At 70.5% G+C, this 17,584-nt stretch carries 17 protein-coding genes and 1 tRNA gene; 9 read left to right on the forward strand and 9 right to left on the reverse strand.

Annotation, left to right across the window (positions count from 1 at the left end; genetic code table 11):
* The first annotated feature begins 84 nt into the window (after positions 1-84).
* The 4 genes from BGO45_RS04315 (at position 85) to BGO45_RS04330 (ending at position 4,168) form a co-directional block, all read left to right on the forward strand.
* Entirely contained in the window at positions 85-1,131 is a 1,047-nt protein-coding gene (locus BGO45_RS04315) for a hypothetical protein (RefSeq protein ID WP_292691241.1), read from the forward strand.
* Positions 1,128-1,898, forward strand: a complete 771-nt coding sequence (locus tag BGO45_RS04320) for an ABC transporter ATP-binding protein (protein WP_076494020.1) — start codon at positions 1,128-1,130, stop codon at positions 1,896-1,898. The genes BGO45_RS04315 and BGO45_RS04320 overlap by 4 nt, the downstream gene beginning before the upstream one ends.
* Positions 1,898-3,184 carry an ABC transporter permease gene (locus BGO45_RS04325; RefSeq protein WP_292691246.1) on the forward strand — a complete coding sequence of 429 codons (1,287 nt, stop codon included), beginning with the start codon at positions 1,898-1,900 and terminating at the stop codon, positions 3,182-3,184. The genes BGO45_RS04320 and BGO45_RS04325 overlap by 1 nt, the downstream gene beginning before the upstream one ends.
* A 183-nt stretch (positions 3,185-3,367) precedes the next feature.
* A complete protein-coding gene (locus BGO45_RS04330) occupies positions 3,368-4,168 on the forward strand; it encodes a TetR/AcrR family transcriptional regulator (RefSeq protein WP_292691248.1) in 801 nt (266 codons plus the stop codon).
* A gap of 31 nt (positions 4,169-4,199) precedes the next feature.
* Here BGO45_RS04330 and BGO45_RS04335 read toward each other — a convergent pair whose 3' ends face one another.
* The 5 genes from BGO45_RS04335 to galU form a co-directional block, all read right to left on the reverse strand.
* Positions 4,200-5,222 carry a hypothetical protein gene (locus BGO45_RS04335; RefSeq protein ID WP_292691250.1) on the reverse strand — a complete coding sequence of 341 codons (1,023 nt, stop codon included), beginning with the start codon at positions 5,220-5,222 and terminating at the stop codon, positions 4,200-4,202.
* A 95-nt stretch (positions 5,223-5,317) separates the two neighbouring features.
* Positions 5,318-5,390: transfer RNA gene (locus BGO45_RS04340), tRNA-Ala, on the reverse strand.
* Positions 5,391-5,468: 78 nt separating this feature from the next.
* The gene (locus tag BGO45_RS04345) at positions 5,469-6,515 is read right to left on the reverse strand and encodes a large exoprotein (RefSeq protein ID WP_292691252.1); all 1,047 of its coding nucleotides are present in this window, start codon (positions 6,513-6,515) and stop codon (positions 5,469-5,471) included.
* Positions 6,516-6,694: 179 nt separating this feature from the next.
* Positions 6,695-7,318, reverse strand: a complete 624-nt coding sequence (locus BGO45_RS04350) for a GNAT family protein (RefSeq protein ID WP_292691254.1) — start codon at positions 7,316-7,318, stop codon at positions 6,695-6,697.
* Between the two features lie 14 nt (positions 7,319-7,332).
* Positions 7,333-8,223, reverse strand: a complete 891-nt coding sequence (galU, locus tag BGO45_RS04355) for a UTP--glucose-1-phosphate uridylyltransferase GalU (protein WP_292691256.1) — start codon at positions 8,221-8,223, stop codon at positions 7,333-7,335.
* A gap of 66 nt (positions 8,224-8,289) precedes the next feature.
* On the opposite strand from galU, the gene BGO45_RS04360 reads away from it, so the two are divergent.
* From BGO45_RS04360 to mscL, 3 genes are read left to right on the forward strand one after another with little or no spacing between them, the layout of a single operon-like run.
* On the forward strand, positions 8,290-8,886 hold the full coding sequence (locus BGO45_RS04360) for a 5-formyltetrahydrofolate cyclo-ligase (protein ID WP_292691258.1): 597 nt from the start codon (positions 8,290-8,292) through the stop codon (positions 8,884-8,886).
* Positions 8,887-8,904: 18 nt separating this feature from the next.
* A complete protein-coding gene (locus tag BGO45_RS04365; RefSeq protein WP_076494040.1) occupies positions 8,905-9,183 on the forward strand; it encodes an FmdB family zinc ribbon protein in 279 nt (92 codons plus the stop codon).
* Between the two features lie 42 nt (positions 9,184-9,225).
* Complete coding sequence (mscL, locus tag BGO45_RS04370; RefSeq protein WP_076494041.1) at positions 9,226-9,642, forward strand: large conductance mechanosensitive channel protein MscL; 417 nt, start codon at positions 9,226-9,228, stop codon at positions 9,640-9,642.
* Between the two features lie 165 nt (positions 9,643-9,807).
* Here mscL and BGO45_RS04375 read toward each other — a convergent pair whose 3' ends face one another.
* The gene (locus tag BGO45_RS04375) at positions 9,808-10,026 is read right to left on the reverse strand and encodes a hypothetical protein (protein ID WP_292691261.1); all 219 of its coding nucleotides are present in this window, start codon (positions 10,024-10,026) and stop codon (positions 9,808-9,810) included.
* 5 nt (positions 10,027-10,031) lie between these two features.
* On the reverse strand, positions 10,032-13,739 hold the full coding sequence (locus BGO45_RS04380) for an AAA family ATPase (protein WP_292691263.1): 3,708 nt from the start codon (positions 13,737-13,739) through the stop codon (positions 10,032-10,034).
* 200 nt (positions 13,740-13,939) lie between these two features.
* Between BGO45_RS04380 and BGO45_RS04385 the strand changes: the two genes are divergently transcribed.
* A complete protein-coding gene (locus tag BGO45_RS04385; RefSeq protein ID WP_292691265.1) occupies positions 13,940-14,467 on the forward strand; it encodes a methylated-DNA--[protein]-cysteine S-methyltransferase in 528 nt (175 codons plus the stop codon).
* Positions 14,468-14,555: 88 nt separating this feature from the next.
* On the opposite strand, the gene BGO45_RS04390 is transcribed toward BGO45_RS04385, so the two are convergent.
* On the reverse strand, positions 14,556-16,172 hold the full coding sequence (locus tag BGO45_RS04390) for a cation acetate symporter (protein WP_292691267.1): 1,617 nt from the start codon (positions 16,170-16,172) through the stop codon (positions 14,556-14,558).
* Positions 16,169-16,519 carry a DUF485 domain-containing protein gene (locus tag BGO45_RS04395; protein WP_292691269.1) on the reverse strand — a complete coding sequence of 117 codons (351 nt, stop codon included), beginning with the start codon at positions 16,517-16,519 and terminating at the stop codon, positions 16,169-16,171. The genes BGO45_RS04390 and BGO45_RS04395 overlap by 4 nt, the downstream gene beginning before the upstream one ends.
* Before the next feature lie 139 nt (positions 16,520-16,658).
* Between BGO45_RS04395 and BGO45_RS04400 the strand changes: the two genes are divergently transcribed.
* Entirely contained in the window at positions 16,659-17,510 is an 852-nt protein-coding gene (locus tag BGO45_RS04400; protein ID WP_292691271.1) for a LuxR C-terminal-related transcriptional regulator, read from the forward strand.
* Positions 17,511-17,584 lie beyond the last annotated feature (74 nt).

The raw sequence follows: 17,584 nt of genomic DNA on the forward strand, positions 1-17,584 counted from the left end.
GTGGCACGGGTCGGGTCTGGTCGGGAGCCGTCGCATCCGTCGCCTAGGGTGGGGGCAAACGACCATCGTGTTCCGGGGGGCTTCATGGGGATCGCACGAACGTGGGTCTTTCCGATCCTGCGCATGCTTCTGGTGGCGATCATCGCCACCGCGCTGATCAAACTGGCGTTCTTCCCCGACGGCCCCGCCGAGGCCGACCCGGCGCAGCCGACGGGGACCATCGTGGAGCCGCGCGTCCCCGTGACATCGGGCACGATCACCAACGACGTGGTGATCACGGCGACGGTGTCGGCCGACCCGGCGGTGCCGCTGAGATCCACGGCGGCGGGCACGGTCAACAAGATCTTCATCGCCCAGGGCGCGACGGTCGCCGCCGGAGACGTGGTCTTCAACGTCAAGGTGCCCATCGAGCGGGATCCGGCCGACAGCGTGGATGCCGAAGGCAAGCCGAAGCCCGCGATCTTCCGCTACGAAGACGTCGAGGCCCCCATTGCGGGGACCCTCAGCTCGCTGTCCGTCATCGCGGGGCAGGAACTCGCGATCGGGACCGCCGCCGGGAACGTCGCACCCCCGACGTTCTCGGTCTCGGGCAGCCTCGAGCCCGCCCAGCAGTACCGCCTCCTCAACCGTCCGGGTGACGCCTCGGTGACCATCACCGGCGGTCCGGCCGCGTTCACCTGCACGAACCTCCGCATCACGACCCCTCTCGCCGGCAGCTCACAGGACGACGCCGCCTCATCGACGGGCGGGGCCGCGGGATCGGGGAGCACGGCCGGATCCGCCACCACCGCGACGTGCGCCGTCCCGGGTGACGTCACAGTGTTCGCCGGTCTCGCGGCGCAGATGACGATCTCGGGCGGCACCGCCGAGAACGTGCTCGTGATTCCCACCACCGCCGTCCGCGGGGCCGCGCAGAGCGGCACCGTGTGGGTCTCGACCCCCGACGGGGCGGCCGAGGAGCGCGCGGTGGCCCTCGGTCTCACCGACGGGACGCAGGTGCAGATCACCGACGGCCTCACGGAGGGCGAGGAGATCCTCGAGTTCGCCCCGGGGGCGATGGCGACCGCTCCGGACGGCTGTACGACGTACCCCGACGGATCGATGTACTGCGAATCGAACCAGCAGCCGTGAGCCTGCTGGAGCTGCGTGAGGTCACTCGCACGGTCCTCCCGCCGGACCAACCGGCGCTGACGATCCTGTCGGGAGTGGACCTCACGATCGAGCCGGGCGACCACGTGTCGATCGTGGGCCGCTCGGGCTCGGGGAAGTCCACGCTGCTGAATCTCCTGGGCCTTCTGGACCTGCCCACGAGCGGCGAGATCACCTTCGACGGCGCGCCTGTCCGCCGCCTGTCGACGGCGCGCCGCGACCGGTTGCGGGGCGCGGCGATCGGATTCGTCTTCCAGCAGTTCAACCTGCTGCAGGGGCGCACCGCGCTCGAGAACGTCACGATGCCGTTGCTGTACTCCAGCGGCCGGACGTTCTGGCGGCGCACGAAGATCGCGGCCGAGATGCTGGACCTCGTGGGCCTCGGACACCGCCTCCACAGCATGCCCGACCGCCTGTCCGGCGGTGAGCAGCAGCGCGTCGCGATCGCACGGTCGCTCGTGCGCGGTCCGCGGTTGATCCTCGCCGACGAACCCACCGGCGCCCTCGACCTCGACACCGGGCAGAGCGTGATGGAGCTCATCGACGACGTCGCCGAGCGCACGGGCGCGGCCCAGGTCATCATCACGCACGACCCGATGATCGCGCGCCGCGCCCGTCGGCACTTCCGCCTCGATCGCGGCATCCTCACCCCGGTCGACGATCCGACGCTCGAACCGCGCACACGACGCGAGGTGCGCGAGATGGCGCCGGCCGATGCCGTCGACGCCGCCCCCGAGGGGACGGACTGATGCGCGCGGTGTCGAGTCTGGTCGGCTCGCTGCTCGAGGCGTGGCAGGAGGTGCGGGTCCACCGCACCCGCGTCCTGCTGTCGCTCATCGGGGTGGCCGTCGCGGTGTGTTCGCTGACGACCGTCGTCGCTCTCGGCGCGATCGTGCAGCAGGCGAACCAGGAGATGAGCGAACGGCAGAGCGGTCGTCCCGCGAGCCTGAACGTCTCGGCGTTCCGCTCCGACGGCCAGATCGATCCGGCGCGGATGGATGCCGCGTGGACCGACGTCGTGCAGCGCTACGGCATCTCCTACGCGACACGCGCACAGCAGACGTCGCAGATGGTGCCGTTCATCAGCGGCGTCGCACAGGTTCCGACCCAGGCGGTCGACCAACCGTACGGCGAGATGCACCGGGTCCGGATGCTCGAGGGCGAGTGGTTCACTCCGGCGGATGCCGAGCAGTTGGCGCCGCGGCTCATCGTCAACGAGGTGTTCTGGGACCGGATGGGCCGCCCCGATCTGTCCACCCACCCGGTCGTGGCGTTGGGCGGGCAGGCGGTGCCCGGCACTGCGTCCGGGATCCCGGCGGGCGGGACGACCGCGGTCGTCGTGGGCGTCACCCCCTCACCGACCTGGGACACGCAGCCGTCGATGTTCATGCTCGCGGACCAGGCGCAGGCGGTGCAGGATGCCGCGATCGGCCGCAGCGGAGCGGACGCGGCAGCGGCTTCGCCGTACGGCGGAGCACCGCAGTCGCAGTACGAGATGTGGGTGCCGCCCGAGTTGGCCGACCAGCTCACGACGCTGGTCACCCGGGACCTCACGGCAGCACTGGGAGACGGCGCACAGGTGAACGTGGGCCGCCAGGACTGGGCCACCTACGGCGACGACCCGTTCCTGGTGACCAAGATGGTCGTGATCGGCATCGCCGTGCTCGTGCTGCTCCTCGGCGCGCTCGGACTCGTCAACATCGCCCTCGTCACGGTCAAGCAGCGCGTGCGCGAGATCGGCATCCGACGCAGTTTCGGCGCGACGGGAGGCCGGGTCTTCTTCGCGGTGATGATGGAGAGCGTCGTGGCCACCGTCGTGGCCGGGGCCGCGGGGGTGATGGCATCCATCCTCATCGTGCAGTCGCCGTGGCTGCGCGACCTGATCGGTCAGGGGATGGTCAGCGACTTCCCGCCGTTCCCCGTGGACGCCGCGATCACCGGACTCGCTGCGGCCACCGCGGTGGGGGCGCTCGCGGGCCTGCTGCCCGCGCTCGTCGCGGTGCGGGTGAAGGTCATCGACGCGATCCGCTACTGAGCGCGGAGGTCGGCTGCGATCGCCGCGCCGTGGTTCGGGGACCGGTCTTCGCCCCTGGGCGTCCCCCAACTTCCCCGCCCAGGGACGAACCGTCCCTGAAGTCACGGTAGCGAGATTTCGCCTGGGTTTCCAGTATTGGAATGCCAAGTTCCAAGTTTCCGTTGAGTGCTGTTGAATGGCGGAATGAGTTCTCCAGGGTGGGGCACGCCGGGCCGCGCGAGTCGTCAGCCGGCGGATGAGACGCGCCGTGCCGCCCTCTCGACGGCGCTGTCGATGATCGCGGAGACCGGCCTGACCGTCAGCCTGGAACATCTGAGCATCGAAGACCTCATCCGAACGGCGGGCCTCCCCCGCAGCACGTTCTACCGGCTCTGGCCCGCGAAGGAACGATTCTTCGCCGACCTGCTCGTGGAGCTCGCGACGGTCTCCGACTCGCACGACGCGATGTTCTACCCCGAGACCCAGGTCGCCGCGAACGAGGTGATCGAGGGCAACCTGCCGCTGCTCGGCTCGCACGGCGGCCGCGTGGCCGTTCTGCGGGAGGCCGTCCGCATCGCGGGGCGCATGAACTTCGAGCACTTCAGCGCGTCCGTCGGGTGGCGGACCCACGTCACGCTGATCACGACGGCCGGCAGTCTCGTCGACGAGGACACCCGCGGTCGCCTGGTCGCCGCACTCCAGACCACCGAGAAGGCCTTCATCGAGCGCACGGCCCAGTTCTACGGGAGCGCCCTGAGCGCACTCGGGTTCTCGTTCCGCCCCGGCGCGACGGCAGAGCTGCTCGCGGGTCTCGGCGCGTCCGTGGTCGAAGGACTCGCGCAGCGACGCCTGGTCAATCCCGACCTGACCGACACGACGATGCTGCTGCCCGGACTCGACGGCCGGCCCGTCCCCTGGCATCCCGCCGCCCTCGGCTTCTGGGGGGTCCTCGAAACGCTGGTGGATCTCGAGGAGCACGAGGGTGGAGACCACGACGGAGGGTGACCTCGGAGTCGCGTAGATGCGCTCCCCGCCGCTACGGGACCAGGCCGAGGCCGGCGGCGATCTGCAGGCCGCCCGCGACGACGCAGGCCGCGGGCACGGCAGCCGCAAGGACCGCCCCCAGGGACACGCGCCTGCGCAGACGGCGACCGGGAGCGGCGACCTCGCCCGGCGCGTCTGCGCGGTCATCGACGTATCGGCTCGTCTGCGAACGGACTCTGCCACCCAGGTCGACGGCGAGGGTCACGAGCGCCGCGAACCCGCGGGGAGTGCCCAATGACCACGGTCTCCCCGACGTCAGCACGAGGAAACCGTCGACGAGCTCGGCATGGCAATCGGAGGCGAGGTCGAGCATGCGCGCCATGACGTCGGGGGTGAAGAAGTAGAGGGCGTCGGTCTCGTATCCCGCCGGGCAGTACAGCGAGAAGGTCCGGTCGAAATTCCCCTCGAGGCGAAGTCGCTGGTCGCCGCGGAATCGAGCACGCAGGTCGTGGCGCCCGCGCGCCCGTCGGTTCACCACGACGATGTGCGGCGTGCGCCGGTCGAGTTCGAGCACGAGGATGCCGCCCTGCCGTGCTGCACGAGCGATCCCGGGCCCGATCGTGGCCGCGGTGAACGCAGGCCGACGGGGGTCGGTGGAACGCAGAACGTCGGTGGCGAGGGTGTTCGCCGCCTGCTCGGCGACCATGCCGACGAGGGGGACGGCGGTGGGCATCGGATCGAATTCCAGACCATTGGCCCGCGCCGCGCGCTCGATGCGCACCACCCGGCTGGCGTTCCTCCAGGCCTGCAGCGCCCATGCCGCAGCGAGGACGCCCGACACCATGAGAACGGCACCGGTCACGGTGCCGCGGAGCTCTGGATCCGTCACTCCGATGGGCACGATCGCCGCCACGAAGGCGGCCTGCGCCGCGAGATAGACGGCAAGTCCCGCAGCGACGACCCACCAGCGGCGACTGTACGGTGTGCGCCGCCGCCGGTCGCTCCTCCGGACCTCGCGCAGCGTCACCGGCGCGCTCAGTCCCGAGAGGTCGAGGAAGGAACCGGAATCCGTCACCGACCGAATCTAACCGGTTCCGGCAGTGGCCTCCGGTCGCGGAATCAGGCCAACGAGCAACGGCGCCCCTCCCGAAGGAGAAGCGCCGTTGAGGGTGGACCTGAGGGGATTCGAACCCCTGACCTCCTCGATGCGAACGAGGCGCGCTACCAACTGCGCCACAGGCCCGGACAACTCGACAACACTATCACGCACCCCTGGCTCCGACCGACCCGGGCGACCTCCCGGGCGTGCCGCGCCGAGCGCCTACTGACCCGACGCGCGACGCTCGAGGAGACGGCGCACGTGGCCCTCGATCTCGGCGTCGTCGACGTAGCCCATCGACGCGTACGGCGACGCGGCAGCGGGACGGGCGACCTCGATCGGTGTCGGTGCCTGCGCCTCGGCGATCTCACGCGCGACCTGCTCGCGGGCTGCTGTGCGCAGCGCCTCACGGGCGAGCTGCTCGTCGACCACCGCCGCTGCGCGCGAGCCGGCCGAGGCGACCAGCGGACGGGGCAGCTCACGCGGCGTCCACGTTGGGCGCGCCGCGGGGGCGGCGACGCCGAAGTCCTGCACCGCGACCGCCGGGCGCTCGACGGCAACGGCGACCGGTCGAGCCGTCGCCCGTGCCGCGACGCGGGACAAGCGCTGCAACACGACGACGGCGAGCACCACGGCCGCTCCCCCGACGGCCAAGAGCGCCGGGGCCGCCCCGAAGAACGCCTGGATGCCGCCGACCACGGCGACCGTGAAACCCACGGCCGCGAACACCGTGGTCGCCAAGCGGAAACGACGACGCGCACGAGCGCGTCGAAGCTCGGGGCGGGCCACGGCGGCGGCACGTTCCGCGCGGGCACGTTCGACCGCTGCGGCCTGTTCGGCGCGGGTCTTCTCGAGCGCTGCGGCCCGCTCGGCCTTGGCGACCTCGACCGCAGCCGCGCGCTCGGCCCGGGCCAGTTCGACGGCGGCAGCGCGCTGCTCCTTCACGAGATCGCGGTCGCGAGCGGCCTCCAGGCGCGCGACCTCGAGCCGGGCCTTCGCCTCGGCGAGATCGGTCTGGGCCTTCTGCGCCTGCACTTGACGCGCGATCTTCTGCTGCTGGTGGGCGGTGCGGGCAGTGAGCTCGAGGTGGACCTCGCGCGGAGTCTCCGCCGTCTCCGCGAGAACACGGAGCGCCTGATTCAGCCGAACCGCGTTGCGCTCCGCCGACGTGAAACGGTGCCGACTCTGCCACGACGGCAGCAGGTACACCAACCACAGCGCGACCGCGACGAAGACGATCACCCCGCCGCCGAGAACCTGACCACCCATGGCATAACGGTAGGTCACGACGAGGTCACACCTCGGCATCCCTCCGCGTGTCGCACCGTGTGATAACGAGACTTCATCCGCCCGACGAGCCCACGGCAGCGCGACGCCGTTTCGTCAGGCGGGTGCAGTCCCGGCGTCAGGCACCGCCCGGGACCGCGCCGCCCGGATCCCGCGGATCGCTACAGCCGGTCGGCCGGAGGGATAACGGCCGCGTCGGGCGGCACCTGACCACGCTCCCAGCGGTCCAGGACACCGTGGGGAACCTCCTCGCGCACGAGCGCGAAGGCGTAGTGGTCGCGCCAATCGCCGTCGATGTGGATGTACCGGCGCCGCAGTCCCTCGTAGCGGAATCCGAGCTTCTCGACCACGCGCAGGCTCGCGTGGTTCTCCGGCCGGATGCAGATCTCGACACGGTGCAGATTCAGCTCGGTGAAGCACACGTCGGTCGCCAGAGCGACGCTGATCGTCGTGATGTTGCGACCGGCGAACTCCTCGGCGACCCAGTAGCCGATCGTCGCCGACGCCAGCGACCCGCGCGAGACCCCCCACACGTTCAGCTGTCCGGCGACCTCGTCGTCCCACTCCATGACGAAGGGGACGCCGAGGCCGTCGCGATACTGCTGCAGAAGACGCCGAATGCCCAGCCGCATGTCGAACGAGACGGGCCCGTCGGGGCTCGTCGCCTCCCACGGCCGCAGCCACGAGCGGTTGTCGATCAGCTGCTGCTGGAGGACGCGCGCATCACGGTTGCGAATGAGACGAATCGACACCTCGCCGTGCCGTCGTGGGACGGAGAGATCCATGGCATCCCGTCGGGTCAGAGACCCGCCGCGAACTCCTTGAACCACGGACGCAGGGCCGGGCCCAGGTCTTCGCGGTCGGAGGCGAGCTGGACGATCGCCTTGATGTAGTCGACGCGGTCACCGGTGTCGTAACGACGTCCGCGGAAGACGACGCCGTACACGCCGCCACCGTCGCCGCCGCCGTTCGCGAGCTCTTCGAGTGCGTCGGTCAGCTGGATCTCGCCGCCCTTGCCGGGCTCGGTGTGCTCGAGGATCTCGAACACGTCGGGCCCGAGGACGTAGCGGCCGATGATGGCGAGGTTGGAGGGGGCGTCCTCCGCCTTGGGCTTCTCGACCAGCTGGGTGACCTTGACGACGCCGTCGTCTTCGGTGGGCTCGACCGCGGCGACGCCGTACAGGTGGATGTGCGCGGGGTCGACCTCCATGAGGGCGATGATCGTCGCGTTGCGCTTGGTGTACTCGGCGAGCATCTGCTCGAGCAGCGGGTCGCGCTCGTCGATGAGGTCATCGCCGAGGAGAACGGCGAACGGGTGGTCGCCGACGTGGCTGCGGGCACGGAGCACCGCGTGACCGAGGCCCTTCGGCTCGCCCTGACGGACCATGTGGACGTCGGCGAGGTCGGACGAGTGCTCGACCTTGGCGAGCTTGTCGTGGTCGCCCTTCTCGCGCAGCTTCGTCTCGAGCTCGGGCATCGAGTCGAAATGGTTGGCGATGTTGTTCTTGTTGCGGCCGATGATGATCAGGACATCCTCGATACCGGCCGCGGTGGCCTCTTCGACGACGTACTGGATGGCGGGCTTATCGACGACCGGAAGCATCTCCTTCGGCATCGCCTTGGTGGCGGGAAGGAAGCGAGTACCGAGTCCAGCGGCCGGGATCACGGCCTTGAAGGGCTTGTTAGGCATGGGCATACCCTACTGGTGCCATGCGACGGCGCTGTTACCGTTTGCGCACGCACGTACACTTACTGCATGCCCGACAGCATCGAGCAGGCCAAGCGCGCGCTGCGCGCGGATCTGCGCGAACGACGCCAGACCGTCTCCGCCCACGGGCGAGAGATCGCCGAAGCCGGCGTCAAGGAGCAGCTCGACGCCCTCGTCGAGCGGCTGGGCGCGCGCAGCATCTCGTGCTTCCTGTCCACGACGACCGAACCCGGCACGCACGCCTTCGTCGCCGACGCGGTGGCGCGTGGCATCCGGGTCCTTCTCCCCATCACGCGCGACGACGGGTTGCTCGACTGGGCGGTGGCCACTCCGGATGCCGAGATCGCGGAGGGACTCTTCGGCCTCCCCGAGCCGGTCGGCGACGTACTCGGCCCGATCGCCGTGAACGACGTCGACCTGCTGGTCATCCCCGCGGCAGCCGTCGACCGACACGGGATGCGTCTCGGCTGGGGCCGCGGCTACTTCGACAAGACCATCGGATCGATGGAGAAGTGCCCGCCGGTGTACGCCGTCATCTTCGATTCCGAGTTCGTCGACGACGTGCCGCGCGACGTGCACGACCAGCCCGTCTCCGGCATCGTGACTCCCACGCGCACGGTCGCGATCGACCGCTCCGCAGCCTGAACACCCGAAGGAACGCCAATGCCCACCTACGCCTATGCCTGCAAGCAGTGCGGTCACCGCTTCGACGCGGTCCAGTCCTTCTCGGACGCCGCGCTGACCGAATGCCCCGAATGCGGCGGGGAGCTGCGTAAGCAGTACGGCTCGATCGGCGTGACGTTCAACGGCTCGGGCTTCTACCGCACGGACTCGCGCGGGTCGAATGGGGCGTCCTCCGGCGCGGCATCCGGTTCGTCGAGCGGATCTTCGACATCATCGTCGTCTGAGTCGACGAAGACCGCGTCCACCCCGGCATCCTGACCTTCGCCGGATCCTGCGACGCGGCGGAAAGGGAGCCACGTCATGATCCAGGGATTCAAGGAGTTCATCCTCCGCGGGAATGTGATCGACCTCGCGGTCGCGGTCGTCATCGGCGCGGCCTTCACCGCGGTCGTCAACGCCATCGTCAGTGCGATCATCAACCCGCTCGTCGAGATCTTCTACGTGCCGGATGAGAACGGCCAGCTCGGACCGAGCATCACCGGACTCTACGGTCAGACGGTCACCTTCCCCCTCGGCACCCTCATCACCGCCGTGATCAGCTTCTTCGCCGTCGCGCTGGTCGTGTACTTCGTCTTCGTGTTCCCGATGAACCGTTGGAAGGCGCGCGCCGCCGCTCGCGCGGGCGTGGTCGAGAAGGCCGACGAGCCCAAGCTCCCCACCGAGCAGGAACTGCTCGTGCAGATCCGCGACCTGCTGGAGCGCCAGCCGCGCGGCTGAGCCGGCACACCCCCACCGAGAAACGCTTCTCGCGACGGGAAACGGCACGACACGCCGTTTCTCACCGCGGGACGCGTTTCTCGCGTGTGCCGCAGCGGCATCCCCCCGCGCGGGCGTCAGTAGTGCGGCGGCGCCGGGAGCGCGTCGGATCCGCCCGCGCGAGCGTCAGTAGTGCGGCGGGATGTCGCGCAGGAGCTGCGCGTCATTGGGACCGGACGCCGCGGGAGCCGAGGGACGCTCCCGGGTGCGGTCGTCCGCGGGAGCCGGTTCCGCGCTCGTCCCCGGCGCCGGAAGCAGGCGCGCACGCCGCGCGCCGCGGACCCGGACGATCGGCTGACGCTCGCCCGCGGCATCGGGTTCGGTGGCATCCGGGGTCGGGGCCACCGCGCTCACCCGTTCAGGTCGAGGGGCTCGGTGGAGGTGCCGGGCTCGCCGGAATCGTCCGGTGCGGCGCCGAGGAGTTCCGCGATCCGGGATGCCACTCCCGCGGGGTCGCTGTACAGATCGAACGCGTGCACCCGCACGTAGTGCCAGCCCAGGCGACGCAGAATCTGCGGGCGCAGGCGCAGCGTCTCGCGCAGCGACTCCCCGATCGTCTCGGGATCGCTCTCGGCGACGACTGCCTTGCCGCGATGACGCGCGACGAGCGGCAGAAGCCCGCGGTAGTCGAGATCCACCTCGATGCCGAGACGGCGCAGCTCGCGCGCGAGCGCGCGGGTGAGCGGGTCCGCCAGGTCTTCCAGGCGCGCGTCACGACCGCGGCCGGCCAGGTTGCCGAGGATCCCCATGAGGGTCGCGGCGCCGTGCTCGAGGCGCCCGTCATCGAACGCCGACGGGCGGATCGACGACACGATCACCATCGACCGCCGCGCGCGCGTCATGCCGACGGTGAGCAGTCGTTCACCGTCCGGCGTCGAGAGATCGCCGAAATCGCTCAGCACGCGGCCGTGCCGGGTGAGCCCGAATCCGAGCGAGAACACCACGCGGTCGCGACTCTCGGCCACGGACTCCTCGAGCGTCAGCACGGCGAAGGGTTCGGCGGCATCCCGCGAGATGAACGCGGCGACGTCGGAACGTCCGGCGAGCGCCGCCTCGACGGCCGCGCGCACACGCTCGGCGTGCCGCCGACTGGCCGTGACGACCATGAGCGATTCCGAGGCGCGGTTCACCGCGTGCTCGACCACCAGGGTCACGACGCGGGCGACCTCGGCATCCGGGCTCTCGACGGCACCGCTGACCGGGTCGGGCGCGCCGACGCCGTTCTCGACGTAGTCGACGCTCAGGCTTCCGCGACCGAGGAACGAGCCGGCCCAGGGCAGCGACACGATCTCGCCGCCGTAGAACGCATCGTTGACGAGCTGCGCGAGATCTTCGCCGCCCGCGCGGTAGCTGCGCGTGAGCGTTTCGACGGGCAGGAGTTCCGCGATGCGCTCGAACACCGACACACCGTCGAACGGGACGTCGTCGGCCTCGTCGTCCACCGCGGGCGCGAGCGACGCACTGACCCGGAACGGCGTCGGCTTCTGCACGACGGGATCGCCGAACAGCACGATCTGGCGGGCGCGGAGCAGCGCCGGCGCCGCCTCCGCGAGGCACAGGGCCGCGGCATCCGCGATGATCACCGTGTCGAAGGCGAGATCGGTGGGGACGTCGGGAACCTCGTACGGGGATGCCAGCCACACCGGCGCCAGCGTGCGCAGGAGCGTGGGAGCGGACTCCGAGATCTCCTGCGCGGTGTGCAGGCCGTCCTTCAGGGAGGTCTTCAGCGCGGCCGCTTCGTCGGGGTGATCGACGATCCCGATGCGCCACTGCTTCGCGAGCTCGGCCGCGAGCACCGGACCCGCAGCCGCGGCGTGCGCCTCGTCGACGAGACGGAAATCGCGCTCGAGTCGGTCGACGACGGCGGTGTTGGCGCCGAGCAGCGCGCGGTCCGTGCGCAGCAGGTGTTCGAGCGCCGACTGCCACCACGCGAACTCGAGCTCGTTCCCCACCCGGTCTTCCGGAACGTGGCGCACCGACAGCTCGACCAGGAGCTGCTCGAGCCCGAGCCGGGCGAGTTCACCGCGCAGCTGCGCGCGCTCGACGAGGTTGTCGAAGAACGTCGACTCGGCCGCGAGGCCGGCGAGCGTGCGCACCAGGATCTGCACCGGGAGCGTCGCGAGCCGGTCGGAACCCTGGCGCCCCAGGATCTGGTCGAGTTCGCCGAGCATCGCGTCGACCCGCTGCCAGCCGACGTGCACGTCCGCGAGCCCGAGCGGCACCTCGGGCGTGACGCCCGCATCGACGACGCGCTGCCACTCGGTGCGCTGCTGCTGGATGCGCACGAGCGCCTCGTACATGTCGGGCACGTGGACGCCGGGGCGCACGTACTCCTTCGACAGGCGCCGCAGGCGTCGACGGTTCGGGCCGCTCATCGCGGACGAATCGCGGCGGGGCGAGTGCGCGTCGATGAGTTCACCCAGCGGACGTTCGAACACGGTCGGGCTGAAGCGATCCAGGGACTCGCGAATGCCCTGCAGCAGCTTCAGGTACGCACCGAGCTCGGAGACCGTCTGGAACGGCCGCATGCGCGTCTGCGCGATGAGTTCGTACCCGCGTTCCAGCAGGCGCGGGACGTCCTGCGCGTGCAGCTTCCCGGCCAGGTCGTGCGCGGCACGGGCGTCCTCGGTCCGCGTGAAGCTCACGCCGTACCAGGGCGAATCGTCGGGGCCGAAACGGAACTCTCCCAGGCGCGCGGCGGTGGCCAGGGCTTTCGCCGCGGCGTCGCGGCGCCCCGCGAGACGCTCGAGCGTCGCGAGGTCGAACCGGGCCGTCGTCGACGGCGGCGGCGAGACGGATGTTAGGGCGGTCAAGGCGCGCAGCACGTCCAGGGTCGACACGCCCAGAGCCAGGTGCGGCTCGGTGACGGCGGACCGGTAGTCCCGCAGCACGGTGCGCAGGCGCACCAGCGCGTCGTCGATCTCGGAGACCTTGGGCTGTGCGGCCTTCTCGTTGCGGCCGATCGCACGGATGAGGTCGCGGCGCACATGGGTCGGCGACACGGCGAGGCCGGTCAGACCGACACCGGCCAGACGGTGACGGATGCCGTCGAGCGTCGAGCGGCGGGCGCTGACGACCAGGACGCGCCTCCCTGCGTGCACGCACTGGCCGATCGCGTTGATGACGGTCTGCGTGCCGCCCGTCCCGGGGAGCGTGTGCACCGCGAGCGAATGACCCGCCGCGATCCGGGCGAGGACCCGCTCCTGCTCGGCGTCCGCGTCGAGGAGGAGGGTGTCGGCCGCGGGGGTGCGTTCGTCGGGGCTCGTGACGACCGGATCGGCACGGCGCACCGTGATGCGGGCGCGGTCGTCGGGGTGCCCGGCCAGGGCGTTGAGCAGCGGATCGTCGAGGTGCTCCGCGGCGCGCGCCATGCCCGACCCGACGTCGGCGAACGACGAGATGACCAGGCGCGGGTGGACGACGAAGGTCGGGACGTGCGTCGTCAGTCGACGGAGGTGGTCGATGACCGGTTGCGGCTTGAACACTCCCTGGTCGTACGCCAGGCTCGCGAGGGCCGTGCTGTCGACCGAGATGCCGAGGTGCGTGCGGAACGCCCGGGCCAACTCGGGATTCATCACGAAGGCCCCGTGGAGCTTGAGCTCGAAATCGCCGTTGTGGCGGCGGATGGCGAGCGGCCGCAGCAGCACGGGGGCGGACCACTCCACTCCCCCGATCTTCCACGCGGCGAGGCCCACGGCCAGGTGCACCGGCTCGAGACCGCGCGCGGTGCGCAGTTCGACGTTCTTCGCCGTGATGCGCTCGGCGGCGATCCGCGCGGTGCGCAGGGCCACCTCGTCGCGGAACAGGTTGGACAGCAGGGTGGCGCGGCCGGTGATGAACTGCGGCAGGGAGCCCGGATGGGCCTTGGTGATGTCGATGCCCGCGTCGACCGCGTCGTCGAACCGCAGGAGCGTGGAACGACCGCCGAGGGCGGCGGCCTCCGCGCGGATGCGGTCGCGCTCGGGGTCGGCGACGTGACGAACCACGATGCCGGGCTCCGACAGTCGCAGCTCGCCCGGATCGATCGACGTCGGAACGTCGCCTTCGGCGCCCGTCACGACGCCGTCCTCAGCTCGCCACACACCTGCCAGACTAAGCCGGGCATCCGCAGAAGGCGCGCAGCGGGCCCGAGTTTCGCGGGATTGCGCGACACGCCGGGCGGATCGGCCCTTCCTCCCCCGCCGGAGAAACCGATGGACCATCCACGGATCAGGCCCGCGACGCGGCGAGGACGAGGGCACGTGATGAGGATGAGGAAATGAGCACAGCCACCAGCGCCGTCTACGACGGCCCGTTCGCCCCGATCCTCTTGACCTTCGTCGACCACGCTCTCGTCCATCTCGATGTCGCGCACGACGGGCTCGACATCGCGCGCGCCGAGATCGCGCACCGCCTCGGCGTCGTGCCGGACCCCGATCCCGCTGCGGCGCGGGACGCGCTGGACCAGTTGGACGAGTACTTCGACGGCCGGCGCCGAAGCTTCGAGATCCCGCTCGACTGGCGCCTGGTGGGCGGCTTCACGCGAGCAGCCCTGGAGGCGACACGACGCATCCCGTACGGCGAGGTCGCCTCGTACGGCGAGGTCGCGATCATGGCGGGCTCGCCCGGGGCCGCGCGCGCGGTGGGTACGGCCTGCGCGAACACGCCGTTCTCGATCGTCGTCCCCGTCCATCGCGTGGTGCGCGCCGACGGGTCCATCGGCGAGTACGGCGGTCACCCCGAGGTGAAGCACTTCCTGCTCGACCTCGAGAACGGTGTCGCCGACCGATTGCGCTCCCCGGCGTAGCGCGCGCGGCCCGACGAGGCGCGTCGTCGGTACCCACGCCTCGTCGCCCGGCCCGGCACGAGTGCGGACCGGGCGACGAGGACCACCGTCAGTGGCTCGATGCCTTCTCGGCGCCGAAGCCGGTGAGCGAGCGCACGTCCATCTCGGCGGCCTTGCGCGGATCCTCCGCGCGCGTCGAGGTGATCGAGCCGAGCCAGCCGAGGAGGAACCCGAGCGGGATCGACACGATCCCCGGGTTGTTCAGCGGCCAGATCGCCACCCCCGCGTTCGCGAACACGCTCGTCGGCGTGCCCCAGAACACCGGCGACAGGAAGATCAGCACCAGCGCCGATCCCAGGCCTCCGTACATGCTCCACACGGCACCGCGCGTGGTGAACCGGCGCCAGAAGAGCGAGTACAGAATCGTGGGCAGGTTCGCCGACGCGGCGACGGCGAAAGCCAGCGCCACGAGGAACGCGACGTTCTGACCCTGCACGCCGATGCCGCCGACGATCGCGAGGACACCGATGACGACGACCGTCCGACGCGCGACCTTGACTTCGCCGTCCGGCGGAACGTCGCCCTTCTTGACGACGTTCGCGTAGATGTCGTGCGCGAAGGACGCCGCCGCCGTGATCGTGAGCCCGGCCACGACCGCGAGGATCGTCGCGAACGCCACCGCCGAGATGAACCCCAGCAGGATCGGGCCGCCGAGCGCGAGGGCCAGCAGCGGCGCCGCCGCGTTCACCCCGCCGGGCGCGGCCAGGATCGCCTCGGGACCGACCAGGGCACCGGCGCCGTAGCCGAGCACCAGCGTCAACAGGTAGAACAGGCCGATCAGCCAGATCGCCCAGACCACCGATCGACGTGCCTCCTTGGCGGTGGGCACGGTGTAGAAGCGCATGAGCACGTGCGGGAGACCCGCCGTTCCGAGCACCAGCGCGAGCGCGAGCGAGATGAAGTCCCACGGGTTCGCGCCGTACTGCAGGCCCGGTCCGAGGATCGCCTCACCCTTCGGCGACGCCGCGACCGCGCTCTCGAGCAGCGTGTTGAGGTTGAACCCGTTGATCGCGAGAACCCAGATGGTCATCACCACGGCGCCTCCGATCAGGAGGAACGCCTTCACGATCTGCACCCAGGTGGTGCCCTTCATCCCGCCGATCAGCACGTAGACGATCATCAGGATGCCGACGACCGCCACGACGATGGACTGGCCCACGCGCTCGGTGATTCCGAGCAGCAGCGAGACGAGGCCGCCGGCCCCCGCCATCTGTGCGAGCAGGTAGAAGAAGCACACCGCCAACGTCGTGATCGCCGCCGCCATCCGCACGGGGCGTTCCTTCAAGCGGAACGAAAGGACGTCCGCCATCGTGAATTTACCCGTGTTGCGCATGAGCTCCGCGACGAGCAGCAGGGCCACGAGCCACGCCACCAGGAACCCCACCGAGTACAGGAACCCGTCGTATCCGTTGATCGCGATGGCACCGCAGATCCCGAGGAACGACGCCGCCGAGAGGTAGTCGCCGGCGATGGCGAACCCGTTCTGCGGTCCCGTGAACGAGCGACCCGCGGCGTAGTAGTCCGCCGCGGTCTTGCTGTTGCGGCTGGCGCGGATGACGATGAACAGCGTCACCGCCACGAAGGCCCCGAAGATCGAGATGTTGAGGATGGGATTGTTCTCCACCGTCTGCACGGCGGCGTGGACCGTACCGAAGATCTCGTTCACGACTCACCCCGCTCGGCCCGCTCGAGCTCCACACGGAGGTGCTCGGCGCCCGGGTCCAGGCGACGGTTGGCGTAGGCCACGTAGCCCATCGTGATGGCGAACGTCGTGACGAACTGGCCGAGTCCGAACACCAGACCCACCGTGATGGCGCCGAACACCGGCTGCGCCATGAAGTCGGGCGCGAACGACGACAGCAGCACGTACACGAAGTACCAGACGAGGAACGCCACGGCCATGGGGAACACGAAGCTGCGCTGACGCCGCTTCAGCTCCCGGAACGGGGCGGACTCCTCGACCGCGATGTAGTCGACGCCGCCGGGGGCGCCGTCGATCCTTCTATCCGTCATGTGGCCTCCTTGCCTCATGAGACCGGTGCCACGCAGCACCGGACGGGGGGAAAACACCGGGTCGGAGAACCTTCCCGATGGTAGGGTCGACGCTACGAAAGGCGGCGACGAAGCCGTCACCCCCGGAAGTAGGTAGTTCGTGGGAGCACCGGCCGCACTCCGCGACGACGCGACCCTCGTGTCGCACGCCGTGACCGAGCTCGCCCGTCGTACCCACTTCCCCGTCGCCTTCGGCGGCCTCGAGCACGACGGAGCCGTTCACGTCTCGACGGTCGTCGGTGCCCGCACCCGCAGCATCGAAGGACTCGTCGTCCACGCCGAGCGAGGGCTCGGCGGTCGGGCGCTCGTCGAACGGCGCCCGCGGCTCGCCCTGGACTACCGCACGGCCCGCACCATCACGCACGACTACGATCGCGCGATCCTCGGCGAGGGCATCGCGACCCTGTTCGCCGTGCCCGTCCTGGTGCGCGGCAGCGCCCGCGGCGTCCTGTACTGCGGATCGTGGGCGCAGGCCCCGCTCGGCGACCGCGAGGCACGCCCGGCGTTCGACATCGCCGGCGAACTCGGCACGGAGCTGCGCGTCCGCGACGAGGTCGACCGTCGCCTCGCCGCCGCGACCCCCGGCGACGACGGGCTGAGCGCGGGGGCGCGGGAAGAGATCCGGCAGAGCTACGCGCAGCTGCGCAGCATCGCCGCGATCGTCGACGACGACCACGTGCGTCGGCGGCTGGAGGAGCTCGAGTCCCGGCTCGCCGCCCTCTCCGGCGATGCCGCGGTCGACCCGGAGGAAGCCGGCATCCACCTGTCACGACGAGAGCTCGACGTGCTCTCGTGCGCCGCCGTCGGTGCGACCAACGGCGAGATCGCGGCATCCCTGGCTCTCCGCGAGACCACCGTGAAGTCGTACCTCGCCTCGGCGATGTCGAAACTGGACGCGTCGACGCGGCACGCCGCGGTGGCCCGCGCCCGTCGGGTGGGCCTGCTGCCCTGAGCCGCCCCCTGAGCGCCCCGTGGGAATCCCCTGGCAACGGCGCCGAGAGCTTGAGAACGCGCCCGATTCTCGGC

Source organism: Microbacterium sp. 71-36 (genome assembly GCF_001898305.1).
Taxonomy (GTDB): domain Bacteria; phylum Actinomycetota; class Actinomycetes; order Actinomycetales; family Microbacteriaceae; genus Microbacterium.

What these genes read in the sequence shown, in the direction of transcription:
- BGO45_RS04315 (WP_292691241.1), top strand. Translation starts at nt 85, where the DNA reads ATGGGGATCGCACGAACGTGGGTCTTTCCGATCCTGCGCATGCTTCTG.
- BGO45_RS04325 (WP_292691246.1), top strand. Translation starts at nt 1,898, where the DNA reads ATGCGCGCGGTGTCGAGTCTGGTCGGCTCGCTGCTCGAGGCGTGGCAG.
- BGO45_RS04330 (WP_292691248.1), top strand. Translation starts at nt 3,368, where the DNA reads ATGAGTTCTCCAGGGTGGGGCACGCCGGGCCGCGCGAGTCGTCAGCCG.
- BGO45_RS04345 (WP_292691252.1), bottom strand. Translation starts at nt 6,515, where the DNA reads ATGGGTGGTCAGGTTCTCGGCGGCGGGGTGATCGTCTTCGTCGCGGTC.
- BGO45_RS04350 (WP_292691254.1), bottom strand. Translation starts at nt 7,318, where the DNA reads ATGGATCTCTCCGTCCCACGACGGCACGGCGAGGTGTCGATTCGTCTC.
- galU (WP_292691256.1), bottom strand. Translation starts at nt 8,223, where the DNA reads ATGCCTAACAAGCCCTTCAAGGCCGTGATCCCGGCCGCTGGACTCGGT.
- BGO45_RS04360 (WP_292691258.1), top strand. Translation starts at nt 8,290, where the DNA reads ATGCCCGACAGCATCGAGCAGGCCAAGCGCGCGCTGCGCGCGGATCTG.
- BGO45_RS04365 (WP_076494040.1), top strand. Translation starts at nt 8,905, where the DNA reads ATGCCCACCTACGCCTATGCCTGCAAGCAGTGCGGTCACCGCTTCGAC.
- mscL (WP_076494041.1), top strand. Translation starts at nt 9,226, where the DNA reads ATGATCCAGGGATTCAAGGAGTTCATCCTCCGCGGGAATGTGATCGAC.
- BGO45_RS04385 (WP_292691265.1), top strand. Translation starts at nt 13,940, where the DNA reads ATGAGCACAGCCACCAGCGCCGTCTACGACGGCCCGTTCGCCCCGATC.
- BGO45_RS04395 (WP_292691269.1), bottom strand. Translation starts at nt 16,519, where the DNA reads ATGACGGATAGAAGGATCGACGGCGCCCCCGGCGGCGTCGACTACATC.